The organism is Ruegeria sp. BI7, from assembly GCF_056537925.1.
On the sequence record NZ_JBQFSK010000001.1, the window covers coordinates 46,677 to 62,222 of the forward strand.

A 15,546-nucleotide genomic window follows, 5' to 3' on the forward strand; every position below is an offset into this window, starting at 1 on the left:
AATTGCCGCTTTTCTCAACGCGTTGAGACGGGTATGAGAGGCTCCAATTAACGGAGCCTCTTATGACCAAGATCACCCCTCAACCCGGCATTATGGACATCGCGCTGTATCAGGGCGGCCAGTCGCATGTGGCCGGAGTCGAGCATGTGATCAAGCTCAGCTCTAACGAAAACCCGTTCGGGCCCAGCCCCAAGGCGATTGAGGCGGTGCGCGACAGTGCCGTGACCTTGCATCGTTATCCCAGCACCGACCACGCTAGCCTGCGTGCCGCGATCGGGGAACGTCACGCGCTGGACCCCGCGCGGATTATCTGCGGTGTGGGCAGTGACGAGGTGCTGCAATTCGTGGCGCAAGCCTATGCCGGGCCGGGGGATGAGGTCATTTACACCGAGCACGGGTTTTCCATGTACCCGATTATCGCCCGCATGGCCGGGGCAACGCCGGTCATGGTGCCGGAACGGGATCGTCACGTGGACGTGGAGAACATCCTTGCCGCGGTTACCGAGCAAACGCGCATCGTGTTTGTCACCAATCCGGGCAATCCGACCTCGACTATGATCGGCGAGGCGGACCTTGTGCGGTTGGCCGAAGCTTTGCCGCAAAGCTGTCTAATGGTCATTGACGGAGCCTATGCAGAATTCGTCGATGGGTTCGATGGTGGTGCGTCTTTAGTGGATCGGTTCGAAAACGTCATCATGACACGTACGTTTTCCAAGATCTACGGGCTGGGCGGGATGCGGGTCGGTTGGGGCTTTGCCGCGCAATCGATCATCGACGTGCTGAATCGTGTGCGCCAGCCGTTCAACCTGTCTATGACCGCGTTGGCTGCGGCCGAAGCGGCGGTGAAAGACGACGACTACCTGACCTTCTGTCACGGCGAAAACGCCCGACTGCGCGTTTGGCTTTCGGAAGAACTTGCCAAGATTGGCGTGCCTACAGACCCGTCTTGCACCAATTTCATACTGGCCCGTTTCACCGATCAGGCCGAGGCCGAGGCCTGTGACGATTACCTCAAGACGCAGGGTTTGATCGTGCGCCGTGTGGCGGGTTACAACCTGCCCAACGCCTTGCGGATTACCGTGGGCGATGAAGAGGCATGCCGCCGTGTCGTTGCGGCCATCACCGCATTCAAAGGGGGCGCTGCATGAGCCAGGTATACGACCGCGTCGCACTGATCGGGCTGGGCCTGATTGCGTCGTCCATGTTCTGGGCCATCAAACGCGCGGGTCTTGCGGGTGAGGTCACCGGCTATGCCCGGTCCGAGGCCACACGCGATACTGCCCGTCGGATAGGCCTGTGCGACCGCGTCTGTGACACGGTGCAAGAGGCGGTTGAGGGTGCGGATTTGGTAGTGCTTTGCGTACCCGTCGGCGCAATGGGGACGGTCGCGCAAGAAATCGCACCGGTCCTGAAACCGGGCGCGACAGTGACCGATGTGGGCTCGGTCAAGCGGCACGTGATAGAGGCGGTCTCGCCCCATATTCCCGAAGGAGTACATTTCATACCGGCGCACCCGCTGGCAGGGACCGAGCATTCCGGCCCCGAATCCGGGTTTGCCGAACTGTTCGATAATCGCTGGAGTCTGCTGGTGCCGGTTGAAGGTTCGAACCCGGACGCCATCGCCCGTTTGCGTGCGCTTTGGGAAGGAATGGGCGCGAATGTGGATGAGATGGACGCGGACCACCACGATCTGGTTCTGGCCGTGACCTCACATGCGCCGCACCTGATTGCTTACACGATGGTTGGCGTGGCAGATGATCTGCGCCGCGTCACCGATAGCGAGGTCATCAAGTATTCGGCCGCTGGTTTTCGGGACTTCACCCGCATCGCGGCGTCGGACCCGACCATGTGGCGCGATGTGTTCCTGACCAACAAGGACGCGACCCTGGAAATCCTCGGGCGCTTTACCGAGGAGCTTTTTGCGCTGCAACGTGCTATTCGCACCGGCGATGGCGAACATCTGTTTGACTATTTCACTCGTACCCGCGCGATCCGGCGTGGGATTATCGATGCGGGGCAGGATACGGATGCGCCTGATTTCGGACGGGGAAAGGCGAACCCATGAAACGCGGCTGGAGGTTCCTTGCGATTGGATATTTGGCGGTCTGCGCCACAGTGTCCAACGCGGCGCCTCCTGAACAGTCGCTGGTTCCGGTTGCGCGGCCTTCGGCGACCCCGGTGCTTGCCTTTGCCAGCCCTCTACCCAGCGCAAAGACCCGTCCTGTATTACGCCCTAAGTCTCCGCAATTATTGGCCGTGGCAGCGCGCCCCTCGGAATTGCCGTTGCTGGGGCCGGATACCTCGTTGATGCCGTATCTACGGCCCAAGGAATTGGAACAGGAGGCGTTGTTTAAGAAACGCAAACTGCGCAAAACTTCGGTCTGTGGGGATATCGCTATTCAGGGCAAGCCTGTCGGAAATGTGCCCGGTCGTATCAAGGCCTGCGGCATCAAGGATGCTGTGCAAATCACCTCGGTTTCAGGTGTGGTGCTCAGCCGCCCGTCGACGATGGATTGTGGGACGGCGATAGCGTTGAACAAATGGGTCGACAAAACGGTCAAACCCACCTTCAAACGGCGCGGTCCGGTGGCCGAGCTTCAGATCGCTGCCCATTACGCTTGTCGGACCCGAAACAATCAAAAAGGGGCCAGAATTTCAGAACACGGCAAAGGCCGGGCAATCGATATCTCGGGCTTTAAGATGGCAGACGGAGAGGTCGTGACCGTTCTGAAAGGCTGGCGAAAGAACCCGTCAAAACGTCAGCTGACCAAAGTCTGGCGCGGGGCGTGCGGCCCGTTTGGCACGGTTCTGGGGCCGAATGCGGACCGGTATCATCGCGATCATTTCCACCTGGATACGGCACGCCATCGTCGCGGGCCGTACTGCCGTTAACGCAGGATCAGACGCGGTGCCGGGCCCAAAGGGATTGGGCCCATGGCGACAAACCCATCGCGGAAATTCAGCTGCACGTCTAACGCATTGGGGTTGCCGCCAAGCCCGGCCAGAAAATTCAGCGTCGTTGTCACTGGGTCTACCGCCTGATCGGGCAGGGCGCCTGCCGCGTTGGCCATGGCGATCATGTCGCGCCAGTTTTCGGCCCGGATCGCGATTTCTCCGGTGGGAATGCCCTGCGGGTCTACGTCCAGCTCTCCGGTTGCGAACAGGCGCAGCGCGCCCCATTTCATTTCAGCCAGGCGCAAGTCCAGCTTAACCGGTTGCGGTCTGCTTTGTTCCAGCGCGGATCGATCCCATGCCTTGTCGAAAGTGGCCGTCAGGTCCAGCTCCAGCGTTTCAAACGCTTGCGGCAGGGTAGTGGCCGAACGCATCAGTTCGCGCAGGTCATCGCCGGGGGTGAAGCCGTCTGCCTGCGCGCTGATCACATATGCCTCGGGGGTGGCGGTCTGTTCCATCACAAGGGCCAATGTGTTGCCCCCGGCCAAAGCCTCGGAATCATCGGTGATCGACCACGGCCCGGCAGTCAGAGCCATCTTTTCCAACATAAGCGCCACGCCGGGTTGCAGTTCCAGTTCGGCCTGCAGGTCGGTGGCCTGAATGGTTGCGGTCTGGTCGAAATAGGACAGGCGCTGCGGTGTGCCGGCAAAACGCAGCACTTGTCTACCAGGCCAGATTGCCGGGCTTTGGAATTCGATCCAGTCCGCGCTCCAGGCGGTGCCATTGACCGGATCGGCCAGCGCCGGGTTATTCAGGCGCGTCATGTGGTTCAGTGGATACCCGGCAGTTTCAACGTCTGAAAAATCAGCCTGCCAGCCCTGTTCCTGCTGTTTGTCAAACCATGTGGTGATCGCGTTGCGCAGGCCGAAGCCGGCGACGAACCAATAGACGCTCCAGATTACAGCGATGAAAATGATTACCCGTATCAGACCGCGCATGGCAGTTCGCCCTTTTTCCCACCTCGGAATTGATGTTTATAGACGCAAACGGGCAAGGACCAGTGCTATGACGATGTGGGTTTTCGGATATGGATCGCTGCTGTGGAATCCGGGCTTTCCGGTGGCCCGCAGTGAACGCGCCACACTAAACGGTTATGCGCGGTCCTTTTGCATGAGCTCGATCCACCATCGCGGTACTGAAGACCATCCTGGTCTGGTTCTGGCGCTGGACGAACAGGCCGACGCCAATTGCAAGGGGCTGGCTCTGGCGGTTGAGGCAGGACACGAAGACCGCACCCTGCATGAATTGCGCGAGCGCGAGCTGATCTCGTCGGCCTATGTTGAGAAGATGCTGGACCTGCACCTGGACAGCGGCGAGGTTGTGAATGCCGTGACTTACGTGATCGACGCCGATCATGTGCAGTATTGCGGCGGTATCCCTCTGGAAGAGCAGGCCCAGATAATCGCCCATGCGGTCGGCGGGCGGGGGCCAAACACCGAATACCTCTATAACACCGCCGAACATTTGGCCGAGATCGACCTGCGCGACCCCGATCTTGAGTGGTTGGCGCAACGTGTGCGTGATATCACCGCATAAACCCTTGGCGTCACCGGTATAAGTTCGCTAGATTCAGCGCAGAGCAGGCAAAACCGGGAACCACGCGCATGGCGCAGGCACATCAGGGCGCGAGACCTCATTTCTCGCATCCCATTCGACAGATTGTGATGATGTTGGTCGCAATAGGTCTGGCCGGGTTGGGCGTCTTTATGGCTTTGCCCTATGTGATGCCGGTGATTGAGGCCAATCCCTACCTAAACGGCTTTATCATCCTGGTGTTCATCATCGGTGTTTTCGCCTGTTTCTTTCAGGTGACTCAACTGATCGGCTCTGTCCGATGGATCGAGGCGTTTGTGGGCGGTGTTGTGCGCGAAGATGCCCGTACACCGCAATTGCTGGCACCGTTGGCATCCCTGCTCCGCGAACGGGGCGCGCGGTCTCAGATCAGCTCAACCTCGACACGGTCCATTCTGGATTCAGTCGCAGAACGGGTCGAGGAAGAACGTGAGATCACCCGTTATATCACCAACGTCCTGATCTATCTGGGTCTTTTGGGCACGTTCTTCGGGCTGGCCACCACGGTTCCCGCCATTGTGGACACAATCCGCAGCCTTAACCCGCAGGAAGGTGAAGAGGGGCTGGCCGTGTTCAACCGCCTTATGGTCGGGCTGGAATCGCAGCTGCAGGGCATGGGCGTGGCTTTCGGGTCTTCGTTGTTGGGTCTGGCTGGCTCGCTGATCGTTGGCCTGCTGGAATTGTTTGCGGGCCATGGACAGAACCGGTTCTACCGCGAGCTTGAGGAATGGTTATCCTCGATCACCCGCGTTGGCTTCGGGGCCAGCGATGAAGGTGGCGCTGAACTGGCGGTTCTGACGCCAGTATTGGATGCCATGTCCGAACAGATGAACGCGCTGCAGGATCTGTTTTCAGCGCAAGAGGCTGATCGCGCTGCGGTGTCGTCCAAACTGGGCCAATTGGCGGATTCGATCGGCGAAATGAACGTGCGACAGTCCGATACCGAGGGCGTGACAGCTGCCTTGGAACGGGTTGCGCTTGGGCAGGACGCCCTGCTGGATCACATGCGCGAACAGGGCGCTGGAGACGGGATAGACGCCGAAAGCCGTATGCGCCTGCGCTCGATGGATGTGCAGTTGCTTCGTATTCTCGAAGAAATCTCGGCTGGCCGTCAGGAAAGCATGAGCGAGTTGCGCAAGGATATCGAATTGCTGGTCAAAGCCCTTACCTTACCCCGAGGCGCCGTGCGTACTGCTCCGGAAGGAGAGTAATCCATGGCTCTGTCCCGACGCACCGGTCAACGGTTTCAAGGTTCGGTCTGGCCCGGTTTCGTGGATGCGATCACCGGACTTTTGATGGTGCTGACATTTGTGCTGACGATCTTCATGGTCGTGCAGTTTGTGCTGCGTGAGACTATTTCCGGGCAAGAGGACGAACTGACAGCCTTGTCGGATGAGGTTGCGGCGCTGGCCGGAGCGTTGGGGCTGGAAGAACGGGAAAACAGCCGGTTGCAAGCGCGGTTGGGTGTGTTGAACTCGACTCTGTCGCAGGTAGAGAACGAACTGGTGCAAGCGCAGATCCAACTGACCGATTTTGAGGCTCAGGTCGCGGCCCTGCTGGTAGAGCAAGAGCGCGCACAGGGTCAAATCGCCGAGTTGGTTGATGAGCAGGGCGCGTTGAATCTGGCCTTGGCGCAAAGCCGCGCTGAGATCGATGAACAGACCGAAGCCGCGCGTCTGGCTGCAGCGCAACGCGAGGCGCTGGAAGCCTTGGTTGCTGATCTAGAACAAAGCGATGCGGCGCAGTCCACGCGGATTTCTGAGCTAGAAGAACAACTGAGCACCGAAGAGGCTGCCAAGCTGGCTGAGGCCGCCGCCGCCGAAAATCTGCGCAACCGATTGCTGAACGCGGATGCTGAACTGACGGCCATGACCTTGGCGCTGGAAGCGCAGCGGAAAGAGGCTGAAGAGACCTTGACACTGTTGGCCGCTGCACAGGCTGCAAAAGCCGAATTGGAACGGCAGTTTGGGGCCTTGAACGCAGAAGAATTGCGAGCCCAGCTTGAGGCGGCTTTGGCAGCTCGAACCGAGGCTCAGGCTGAAGCGCAGGAACAACGCTCATTGGCCGAAGAACGCGCGGCCTTGCTGACCGTTGCGCGTGATACGCTGTCGAATGAGCAGGCGATTTCGGAAAAAGCGCAGCGCGAAACGGCATTGCTCAATCAGCAAATGGCTGCACTGCGCGAACAATTGGGTGGGTTGCAGGCGTTGCTTGACGATTATCAGGAGCGCAATGCGGCCGCCGATATTCGTATCCAGACGCTGGGTCAGGACCTGAATGCAGCGTTGGCGCGGGCCGCCTCGGAAGAACGTCGCCGCCGACTGCTGGAAGAGGCCGAGCGCGTTCGCCTAGAGGCCGAGGCCGAAGAACTGGCAGCACAGGCCGAGGACCTGCAGCGTTACCGTTCTGAGTTCTTCGGTCGTTTGCGCGATGTCCTGGGCGATGAAGAAGGCGTGCGGATCGAAGGAGACAGGTTCGTTTTCTCATCCGAGGTGCTGTTCGACACAGGATCAGCTACGCTGTCGCCGGTCGGGCGGCAAGAGGTCGCCAAGGTGGCCAATATCCTGCGCAGTGTAGCGGCAGAAATTCCCGAGGGTCTGAACTGGGTCATCCGTGTCGATGGCCACACGGACAACGTACCTCTGGCCGGGACGGGCCGGTATCGCGACAATTGGGAACTCAGCCAGGGCCGGGCGCTTTCGGTGGTGCGATACATGGTCGAAGCGCTGGGTATCCCGCCGAACCGGCTGGCCGCCAACGGGTTTGGTGAGTTCCAGCCTGTCAATCCCGCCGATACCCCCGAAGCCCGCGCCCAGAACCGCAGGATCGAGTTGAAATTAACTGAGCGTTAAATCGCTACAATGGGCTTTTTCAGGCAGACGAAAGTGGCTTCGATCCGCCGCAATTTTAGCTCGCGCTGGGTGAAAGGCGAGTGTGATGCCCCTATATCTGCACCATAGGTTGAGCAGGTACGGATTTGAACAAATTGGCAGTTGAATTGCAAAGCGCGGTTGATGAGGCCCTGCAAGCACCTTATCGGCGTGTGGCCCGGTTTGAGACCTTAAAAGGAACCCCGTTTTGGATGAAGCGCATTGAGCGGTCTGCGCCTCTGCTTTGGCTGGTAAAGGGAACTCCGAATATGGCGTTCGACCGGGACCGGTGTTCACATCATTTCCTGTGGCACAGCGGTGTGCCAGTCCCGGCAATTGTGACAGAAGGTACGGGCTACTTTGTGCTTGAAGATGCTGGCGCCAGTCTGACTGACATCTGCAAGTCTGACTCTTTGACCGCCGAGGATAAAGAAAAGGCATGTCATGCGGCGGGGCAAGCGTTGGCGCGCTTGCATTCAATTGACCTAGCCCACGGGCGCCCGGCTTTTCGGGATATGTGCTGGGACGGGCAGCAAATTCGTTTCATTGATTTCGAATATTTCGTGCAAACAAGGGCCGGGCGCATTCGCAAAGCCAGGGACGTTGGAATCGCGTTGGTGTCCGCTTTGTCTCAGAGTTTCGACGGGCTGCGTTATGCTCATGTCTTTCTGTCGGCCTATCGCGCTTTACGGCGCCGTCGATCAGAGTATTTTCACAGCCCGCATCCACAGCGCACCAAATAAACATAAAAAAACCCGCCAATGAAGGCGGGTTTCTTTCTGAATTACGATGCAATCAATCCGCGGTCAGCAGCGGTGGCTTGTCCCCCGGAATGCGCGGCTGATCGGGGCCAAAGATTTCCAGGTTCAACTCGCCCTTCTTGACCGAGACACGGACCACACCACCCTTGGCCAGCTTGCCGAACAGCAACTCCTCGGCCAGAGGCTTCTTGATGTGTTCCTGGATCACGCGGCCCAGAGGACGCGCGCCCATCTTGTCGTCATAGCCCTTGTCAGCCAGCCATTCGGCGGCTTTGGGCGTCAGGTCGATGGTCACATTGCGATCTAGCAATTGCGCCTCAAGCTGCAGGACGAACTTCTCGACCACTTGCAGGATGACCTCTTTCGGCAGAGGTGCGAACGAGATTACGGCGTCCAGACGGTTGCGGAATTCCGGCGTGAACATGCGTTCGATCGCAGCGGTATCCTCGCCCTCGCGGCGGTCACGGGCAAAGCCAATGGCGGCCTTGGCCTGTTCCTGCGCACCCGCGTTCGACGTCATGATCAGAACCACGTTGCGGAAATTCACCGTGCGGCCGTTGTGATCGGTCAGCTCACCGTGGTCCATCACCTGCAACAGGATGTTGAACACGTCCGGGTGGGCCTTTTCTATCTCATCCAGCAGCAGCACGCAATGCGGATGCTGATCCACGCCGTCAGTCAGCAGACCACCCTGATCGAACCCGACATAACCCGGAGGGGCACCGATCAGACGGGAGACTGCGTGTTTCTCCATATATTCCGACATGTCAAAGCGCAGCAGTTCCACACCCAGCGTATCTGCGAGCTGTTTCGCGACCTCGGTTTTACCCACACCGGTTGGACCAGCGAAGAGATAGTTGCCGATGGGTTTTTCTGGTTCGCGCAGACCAGCACGGGCCAACTTGATTGCGCTGGCAAGCGCCTCGATAGCTTCGTCCTGACCAAACACCACCCGTTTCAACGAAGTTTCCAGATCTTTCAGAACCTCCGCATCGTCCTTGGTGACGTTTTTGGGCGGAATGCGCGCGATCTTGGCAACGACGGCTTCGATCTCTTTCACACCGATGGTCTTGCGGCGTTTGCTTTCTGCGACCAGATGCTGTGCGGCACCGGCCTCATCGATCACGTCGATGGCCTTATCTGGCAGTTTGCGGTCGTTGATATAGCGCGCCGATAGTTCTACGGCGGTTTTGATCGCATCCGCAGTGTACTTGATCTCGTGATGCTTCTCAAAATAGGGTTTCAGACCGCGCAGGATTTTTACGCTGTCTTCGACCGAAGGTTCATTCACGTCGATCTTCTGGAACCGGCGGCTGAGCGCGCGGTCTTTTTCGAAATGTTGACGGAACTCTTTATAAGTGGTCGAGCCCATGGTGCGCAGCTTGCCGCCCTGCAGGGCAGGTTTCAGCAGGTTCGACGCATCCATCGCGCCACCCGAAGTCGCACCGGCACCGATCACGGTGTGAATCTCGTCAATAAACAGCACAGCGTCGGGGTGATCTTCCAATTCCGTCACGACTGCTTTCAGCCGTTCCTCGAAATCACCACGATAGCGGGTGCCCGCAAGCAGCGCGCCCATATCCAGCGAATAAATGGTGGTGTTCGACAGCACATCAGGGGCTTCTCCGCCCACGATCTTGTGGGCCAGACCCTCGGCAATGGCGGTTTTGCCCACGCCCGGGTCACCCACCAGCAGCGGGTTGTTCTTGCGGCGACGGCATAGCACCTGAATGCAGCGTTCCACCTCATCGGCGCGACCGATCAGGGGGTCGACATCGCCTGCACGCGACTTGGCGTTCAGATCGATGCAATATTTCCCCAGCGCGCTTTCTTTCTGATCACCATCAGTGGTGCTGGATTGAGCCTCTTCCTCGACCTGATCCGCGCCGGAAACCGAACGGTTTTCGCCATATGCCGGATCTTTGGCCACACCGTGTGCGATGAAATTCACCGCGTCATAGCGCGTCATGTCCTGTTCTTGCAGGAAATAGGCCGCGTTGCTTTCGCGTTCGGCAAAGATGGCGACCAGAACGTTGGCTCCGGTCACTTCGGTGCGGCCTGAACTTTGCACGTGGATCGCGGCGCGCTGAATCACGCGCTGGAATGCGGCGGTTGGTACGGCCTCGGACCCATCAATGTCGGTGACCAGATTGGACAGGTCTTCGTCGATGAATTCGATCAAAGTGCTGCGCAAATCTTCCAGATCGACGCTGCAGGCTTTCATGACGCGGATGGCATCGGGTTCTTCCAGCAGCGCCAGCAGCAGATGTTCCAGCGTTGCAAATTCATGTCGCCGTTCATTCGCAGCCGCAAGGGCCGCGTGGATGGCTTGTTCTAAAGTGCTCGAGAATGAAGGCACGCGGGTGCTCCTCTGTCTTGGGTCGAAAGGGGCAGGATGTGGCCCCGGTTCAACCATGTCCTCATACTAATAGAGTTTGGTTGATCGTGGCCCGGCTTCAAGGGTTTTCTTTCACTTGACAGTCACATTTCCTGTGACCGTGGCCGTGAAGAGGGCGAAATAGGCATTAGAAGCGGTCTTTTCTAGCCCTGATTTCGGCAAAAACGGCAGCCGGTTCGACGTTTTCCATGCCCAAATGGTTCTGAATCGCCGGATCTGTGGCACGTAGGAAGGGGTTTGTGGCCTTTTCCAGCGCGAGACTCGAGGGAACTGTAGGTTTTCCGGCTGCGCGGGCGGCGTCGATATCTGCCATGCGTTGCTGCAATGCGGCGTTGTCCGGATTGACCGTAATGGCGAATTTGGCGTTGGATTGCGTATATTCGTGACCCGAATACACGATTGTTTCGTCGGGCAGCGCGGCCAGTTTGGAAAGAGACTCCCACATCTGCGGGGCGGTGCCCTCGAAAAGGCGACCGCAGCCCAGGGCCATCAGGCTGTCTGCGGTGAAAACGGCAGCACTTTGCGGCATGTAAAATGCAATATGGCCGACTGTGTGGCCCGACACATCCAAAACTTGCACCGGTTCGCCGCCGACCTCGAACGAGTCGCCCTCGGCCACTTGCTGGTCCAACGGGGGCAGGCGGTGAGCGTCGGCGGCAGCACCAATGACCTTGGCGGGGTGTCTTTCCAGAACACCGGCTAATCCGTCGACATGATCCCAGTGATGATGGGTCAGCAACACGTGACTTAGGGTCCAGCCGCGGGCGTCCAGTTCTACCAGAATCGGCCCAGCTTCGGGGGCGTCAATCAGGGCGGTCTGGCCACTGGTGGCGTCATGCGCCAGAAAAGCATAATTATCGCTGAGACATGGGATGGTTACGATCTCAAGAGGCATGGCCTTTTGCCCTTTCGTTGCTAGACTGCGCCCAGCTAAGCCGATTGACCGGGTGTCCGCAATGCATCTTGATGTGCAGGATCTGAGGAATTTCTACTACCGCAGCACATTGGGCCGTGCCGCGCAGGCCGCTATTCGTGGACGGCTGACGCAGTTGTGGCCCGAGGCCAAAGGTCAGACCGTAGTAGGCTTTGGCTTCGCGGTGCCACTTTTGCGGCCATATCTGGCAGAAGCGCGTCGTGTCATCGGCTTGATGCCAGGGCCGCAGGGGGTCATGCCCTGGCCTGCCGGGATGCCCAATGTCTCTGTGCTGACCGAAGAAACACTCTGGCCCATTGAAACCGGGCACGTGGACAAATTGGTCGTGATGCACGGGTTGGAGACCTCAGGCCAGCCCAGCGAATTGCTGAACGAATGCTGGCGGGTTCTCGGACCAGGAGGGCGCGCGATTTTCATTGTGCCGAACCGGGCCGGGCTGTGGTCGCGATCAGATCGAACGCCCTTTGGATTCGGGCGCCCGTATTCGGCGTCGCAGTTGGAAAGCCAGCTCAAGGCGCATCACTTCATTCCCGAAGGCCACTGCTCGGCTCTGTATATGCCGCCTTCGTTTCGCCGGTTCTGGTTGAAATCGGGCAGTCTGATCGAAAAAACCGGTCAGCGCATGCCAACGGTGATGGCCGGGGGCGTGCTGATGGTAGAGGTCACCAAGCACATCCGCCCCCCCAGCGGCACCGTCACAAAAGATACCGAACGTCGCCCGATCAAAGCGCTAGATGGACTGTTGAAGCCAGCATAATTCTTGTGTCGATTTGGGACGTTTCAAAGCCTGAATTTGCGGGAAATAGGTCACAGGAATCGCAAAAACCTACACTTTCGTAACATTTTTCCTGCCTTCCAGCCGGATAAAAGGGTCGCACCCTCCGTAAGTGATTGAAACGAAACATTTTGTGGATAAAGTACTTGCCGTGATAATATATTGCTAGCTTGGTTCGGCTCTGCTACATCCCCGGTGATTTTGATCCCCGGCCGTCTGGGCGGGGTTTCCTCACGCCCCCGTGGTAGCGGCCGCTACTCAAAATCGGGGCCTCAAATATCGGAAGGGTGGACGTGTCCGAACCAGCTTCGATTTCCACTGGCATTGCTGAACGCTATGCCACCGCGATCTTTGAGATCGCCAAAGAGAATAATGACCTTGCAGGTCTGGAAACCGGCATCAACGATTTGGCAGCAGCTTTGGGCGAAAGCGCCGACTTGCGCGACCTGATTGCATCGCCGCTGGTATCCCGCGCCGAACAGGAAGCAGCGATTACCGCGATTGCCGACAAGATGGGTCTGCACACCATCCTGCGCAACACGCTGGGTCTGATGGCCGAAAAGCGCCGCCTGTTTGTTATTCCGCAACTGGTGCAGGTACTGCGCGACATGCTGGCAGACGAACGCGGCGAAGTGACCGCTGATGTCGCGTCGGCCAAGGCGCTGACCAAGACGCAACTGGATAAACTGTCCAAAACGCTGTCCGAGCGTGTGGGCAAGACCGTGACAATCAATGCGACCGTTGATGAAAGCCTCATCGGCGGTCTTGTCGTTAAAGTGGGCTCGAAAATGATCGATAGCTCGATCCGTTCGAAGCTGAACTCCCTACAGAATGCAATGAAAGAGGTCGGATAAATGGGAATCCAAGCTGCAGAGATTTCTGCAATCCTGAAGGACCAGATCAAGAATTTTGGTCAGGAAGCCGAAGTGGCCGAGATTGGCCGCGTGCTGAGCGTCGGTGACGGGATTGCCCGTGTATACGGCCTGGACAACGTACAAGCCGGTGAGATGGTCGAATTCCCCGGTGGCATCATGGGCATGGCGCTGAACCTGGAAAGCGACAACGTCGGTGTCGTTATCTTCGGTTCCGACCGTGACATTAAAGAAGGTGACACCGTCAAGCGCACCAACTCGATCGTGGACGTTCCGATCGGTGACGAGCTGCTGGGCCGTGTTGTTGACGGTCTAGGCAACCCGCTGGACGGCAAAGGTCCGATCAACGCAACCAAGCGTGGCGTTGCAGACGTTAAGGCACCAGGCATCATCCCGCGTAAGTCGGTTCACGAGCCGATGGCAACCGGCCTGAAATCGGTTGACGCGATGATCCCGATTGGCCGTGGCCAGCGTGAGCTGATCATTGGTGACCGTCAGACCGGTAAAACTGCCGTTGCTCTGGACGCGATCCTGAACCAGAAAGTGTACAATGACGCAGCAGGCGACGACGAGTCGAAGAAACTGTACTGCGTTTACGTTGCCATCGGTCAAAAGCGTTCGACCGTTGCGCAGCTGGTGAAGAAGCTGGAAGAATCCGGTGCGATTGAATACTCGATCGTTGTGGCCGCAACCGCGTCCGACCCGGCACCGATGCAGTTCCTGGCACCCTACGCTGCAACCGCGATGGCCGAATACTTCCGAGACAATGGCCGTCACGCGCTGATCATCTATGATGACTTGTCTAAGCAGGCTGTGTCCTATCGTCAGATGTCGCTGCTGCTGCGCCGCCCGCCCGGACGTGAAGCCTATCCTGGCGACGTTTTCTACCTCCACTCGCGCCTGCTGGAGCGTTCGGCGAAGCTGAACGAGGATTTCGGTGCGGGCTCGCTGACTGCTCTGCCGGTCATCGAAACTCAGGGTGGTGACGTTTCGGCGTTTATTCCGACCAACGTGATTTCGATCACCGACGGCCAGATCTTCCTGGAAACCGAACTGTTCTACCAGGGCATCCGTCCTGCTGTGAACACCGGTCTGTCGGTTTCGCGTGTGGGCTCTTCGGCTCAGACCAACTCGATGAAGTCGGTTGCCGGTCCGGTTAAACTGGAACTGGCTCAGTACCGTGAAATGGCTGCGTTTGCTCAGTTTGGTTCCGACCTGGACGCCGCGACCCAGCAGCTGCTGAACCGTGGTGCGCGTCTGACCGAGCTTATGAAACAGCCGCAGTACTCGCCGCTGACCAATGCTGAAATCGTCTGCGTCATCTTCGCCGGTACCAACGGTTACCTCGACAAGATCGACGTGTCCGATGTTGGCCGTTACGAAGCTGGCCTGCTGGCGCACCTGCGTGGCAAGCACGCGGATCTGCTTCAGTGGATCACGGACGAAGATCCCAAGATCAAGGGTGACGCTTCCGATAAGATCAAGGCTGCGCTGGACGAATACGCCGCAACCTTCGCTTAAGGGAGAGGCGGGCATATGCCAAATCTTAAGGACCTTAAAAACAGGATCGAGTCGGTCAAATCGACCCGCAAGATCACCAAGGCCATGCAGATGGTCGCGGCTGCAAAACTGCGCCGCGCCCAGGAATCTGCCGAAGCCTCGCGCCCCTATGCCGAACGGTTCAATGCCGTGATGGCGGGGCTGGCGGCGTCGGTCGGGGGCAGCGACAGCGCCCCTAAGCTGCTCCGTGGTACGGGCAGTGATGATGTCCATCTGCTGGTTGTCATGACAGCTGAACGCGGCCTGTGCGGCGGCTTCAACTCGAACATCGCCAAGCTGGCCCGTCAAAAAGCGGACGAGCTGCGCGCCAAAGGCAAGACGATCAAAGTTCTGACCGTCGGCAAAAAAGGCCGCGACGCGCTGAAGCGTGATTTTGGCGATCTGTTCGTTGGACATATCGACCTGAGCGAGGTCAAGCGTCTGGGTTACACCAACGCGCAAGACATCGCGAAGGACGTCCTGTCGCGCTTTGACGGGGGTGAGTTCGACGTTGCCACGATCTTCTATTCGAAGTTCGTCAACGTTGTGACCCAAATCCCGACGGCACAGCAGGTCATCCCCGCCTCGTTCGAGGAAACCGAGGGTGACGATAGCGGTGCTGTTTTCGACTACGAGCCCAGCGAAGAGGCCATCTTGGCCGACCTGCTGCCCAAGGGGGTTGCAACCGCGATCTTCTCGGCCCTGCTCGAAAACGGAGCGTCTGAACAGGGTGCACGGATGTCCGCAATGGACAACGCGACACGCAACGCGGGTGAAATGATCGACAAGCTGACGATCCAGTTCAACCGCTCGCGTCAGGCCGTGATCACCAACGAGCTGATTGAAATTATTTCCGGCGCCGAAGCGCTGTAA

Annotated in this window: 14 protein-coding genes; 11 read left to right on the top strand and 3 right to left on the bottom strand. The window is 58.5% G+C overall.

The features are described 5' to 3' along the window. The first annotated feature begins 62 nt into the window (after positions 1-62). Genes hisC through ACR0JB_RS00225 form a run of 3 tightly spaced genes read left to right on the top strand, consistent with a single transcriptional unit; the run spans position 63 to position 2,892 of the window. Positions 63-1,148 (top strand): histidinol-phosphate transaminase, encoded by a 1,086-nt coding sequence (gene hisC / locus ACR0JB_RS00215; RefSeq protein ID WP_170395368.1) that lies wholly within the window; start codon positions 63-65, stop codon positions 1,146-1,148. Continuing rightward, positions 1,145-2,065, top strand: coding sequence for a prephenate/arogenate dehydrogenase family protein (locus ACR0JB_RS00220; RefSeq protein WP_170504537.1), 921 nt, complete (start codon positions 1,145-1,147; stop codon positions 2,063-2,065). The genes hisC and ACR0JB_RS00220 overlap by 4 nt, the downstream gene beginning before the upstream one ends. After that, a complete protein-coding gene (locus tag ACR0JB_RS00225) occupies positions 2,062-2,892 on the top strand; it encodes an extensin-like domain-containing protein (RefSeq protein ID WP_480644232.1) in 831 nt (276 codons plus the stop codon). The genes ACR0JB_RS00220 and ACR0JB_RS00225 overlap by 4 nt, the downstream gene beginning before the upstream one ends. On the opposite strand, the gene ACR0JB_RS00230 is transcribed toward ACR0JB_RS00225, so the two are convergent. Further along, the gene (locus ACR0JB_RS00230) at positions 2,889-3,890 is read right to left on the bottom strand and encodes a DUF2125 domain-containing protein (protein WP_480644231.1); all 1,002 of its coding nucleotides are present in this window, start codon (positions 3,888-3,890) and stop codon (positions 2,889-2,891) included. The genes ACR0JB_RS00225 and ACR0JB_RS00230 overlap by 4 nt on opposite strands. Before the next feature lie 67 nt (positions 3,891-3,957). Here ACR0JB_RS00230 and ACR0JB_RS00235 point away from each other — a divergent pair, with 67 nt between their 5' ends. From ACR0JB_RS00235 to ACR0JB_RS00250, 4 genes are all read left to right on the top strand, one after another. Beyond that, on the top strand, positions 3,958-4,488 hold the full coding sequence (locus ACR0JB_RS00235) for a gamma-glutamylcyclotransferase (RefSeq protein ID WP_170347811.1): 531 nt from the start codon (positions 3,958-3,960) through the stop codon (positions 4,486-4,488). A gap of 68 nt (positions 4,489-4,556) precedes the next feature. Then, a complete protein-coding gene (locus tag ACR0JB_RS00240; RefSeq protein WP_170347812.1) occupies positions 4,557-5,735 on the top strand; it encodes a biopolymer transporter ExbB in 1,179 nt (392 codons plus the stop codon). 3 nt (positions 5,736-5,738) lie between these two features. Next, a complete protein-coding gene (locus ACR0JB_RS00245) occupies positions 5,739-7,376 on the top strand; it encodes a peptidoglycan -binding protein (RefSeq protein ID WP_170395376.1) in 1,638 nt (545 codons plus the stop codon). A 230-nt stretch (positions 7,377-7,606) separates the two neighbouring features. Then, positions 7,607-8,137: a BUD32 family EKC/KEOPS complex subunit gene (locus ACR0JB_RS00250; RefSeq protein WP_170395378.1), complete on the top strand. Its 531-nt coding sequence runs from the start codon at positions 7,607-7,609 to the stop codon at positions 8,135-8,137. Between the two features lie 52 nt (positions 8,138-8,189). Here ACR0JB_RS00250 and clpA read toward each other — a convergent pair whose 3' ends face one another. Continuing rightward, the gene (gene clpA, locus ACR0JB_RS00255; protein WP_170395380.1) at positions 8,190-10,514 is read right to left on the bottom strand and encodes an ATP-dependent Clp protease ATP-binding subunit ClpA; all 2,325 of its coding nucleotides are present in this window, start codon (positions 10,512-10,514) and stop codon (positions 8,190-8,192) included. A gap of 166 nt (positions 10,515-10,680) precedes the next feature. Beyond that, entirely contained in the window at positions 10,681-11,448 is a 768-nt protein-coding gene (gene gloB, locus ACR0JB_RS00260; RefSeq protein WP_480789599.1) for a hydroxyacylglutathione hydrolase, read from the bottom strand. Between the two features lie 61 nt (positions 11,449-11,509). On the opposite strand from gloB, the gene ACR0JB_RS00265 reads away from it, so the two are divergent. The 4 genes from ACR0JB_RS00265 to ACR0JB_RS00280 all read left to right on the top strand — a co-directional run bounded on the left by ACR0JB_RS00265 (position 11,510) and on the right by ACR0JB_RS00280 (position 15,546). Beyond that, positions 11,510-12,244 carry a class I SAM-dependent methyltransferase gene (locus ACR0JB_RS00265; protein WP_170347817.1) on the top strand — a complete coding sequence of 245 codons (735 nt, stop codon included), beginning with the start codon at positions 11,510-11,512 and terminating at the stop codon, positions 12,242-12,244. A gap of 311 nt (positions 12,245-12,555) precedes the next feature. Beyond that, positions 12,556-13,116 carry a F0F1 ATP synthase subunit delta gene (locus ACR0JB_RS00270; protein ID WP_170347818.1) on the top strand — a complete coding sequence of 187 codons (561 nt, stop codon included), beginning with the start codon at positions 12,556-12,558 and terminating at the stop codon, positions 13,114-13,116. After that, on the top strand, positions 13,117-14,655 hold the full coding sequence (atpA, locus tag ACR0JB_RS00275; protein ID WP_170347819.1) for a F0F1 ATP synthase subunit alpha: 1,539 nt from the start codon (positions 13,117-13,119) through the stop codon (positions 14,653-14,655). It begins immediately after the preceding gene. A gap of 15 nt (positions 14,656-14,670) precedes the next feature. Beyond that, a complete protein-coding gene (locus ACR0JB_RS00280; RefSeq protein ID WP_058280013.1) occupies positions 14,671-15,546 on the top strand; it encodes a F0F1 ATP synthase subunit gamma in 876 nt (291 codons plus the stop codon).

Coding starts and splice junctions, on each gene's coding strand:
- ACR0JB_RS00225 (WP_480644232.1), top strand. CDS start 2,062: ATGAAACGCGGCTGGAGGTTCCTTGCGATTGGATATTTGGCGGTCTGC.
- ACR0JB_RS00245 (WP_170395376.1), top strand. CDS start 5,739: ATGGCTCTGTCCCGACGCACCGGTCAACGGTTTCAAGGTTCGGTCTGG.
- gloB (WP_480789599.1), bottom strand. CDS start 11,448: ATGCCTCTTGAGATCGTAACCATCCCATGTCTCAGCGATAATTATGCT.
- ACR0JB_RS00230 (WP_480644231.1), bottom strand. CDS start 3,890: ATGCGCGGTCTGATACGGGTAATCATTTTCATCGCTGTAATCTGGAGC.
- ACR0JB_RS00280 (WP_058280013.1), top strand. CDS start 14,671: ATGCCAAATCTTAAGGACCTTAAAAACAGGATCGAGTCGGTCAAATCG.
- ACR0JB_RS00240 (WP_170347812.1), top strand. CDS start 4,557: ATGGCGCAGGCACATCAGGGCGCGAGACCTCATTTCTCGCATCCCATT.
- ACR0JB_RS00250 (WP_170395378.1), top strand. CDS start 7,607: ATGAAGCGCATTGAGCGGTCTGCGCCTCTGCTTTGGCTGGTAAAGGGA.
- atpA (WP_170347819.1), top strand. CDS start 13,117: ATGGGAATCCAAGCTGCAGAGATTTCTGCAATCCTGAAGGACCAGATC.
- ACR0JB_RS00220 (WP_170504537.1), top strand. CDS start 1,145: ATGAGCCAGGTATACGACCGCGTCGCACTGATCGGGCTGGGCCTGATT.
- ACR0JB_RS00235 (WP_170347811.1), top strand. CDS start 3,958: ATGACGATGTGGGTTTTCGGATATGGATCGCTGCTGTGGAATCCGGGC.
- ACR0JB_RS00265 (WP_170347817.1), top strand. CDS start 11,510: ATGCATCTTGATGTGCAGGATCTGAGGAATTTCTACTACCGCAGCACA.
- hisC (WP_170395368.1), top strand. CDS start 63: ATGACCAAGATCACCCCTCAACCCGGCATTATGGACATCGCGCTGTAT.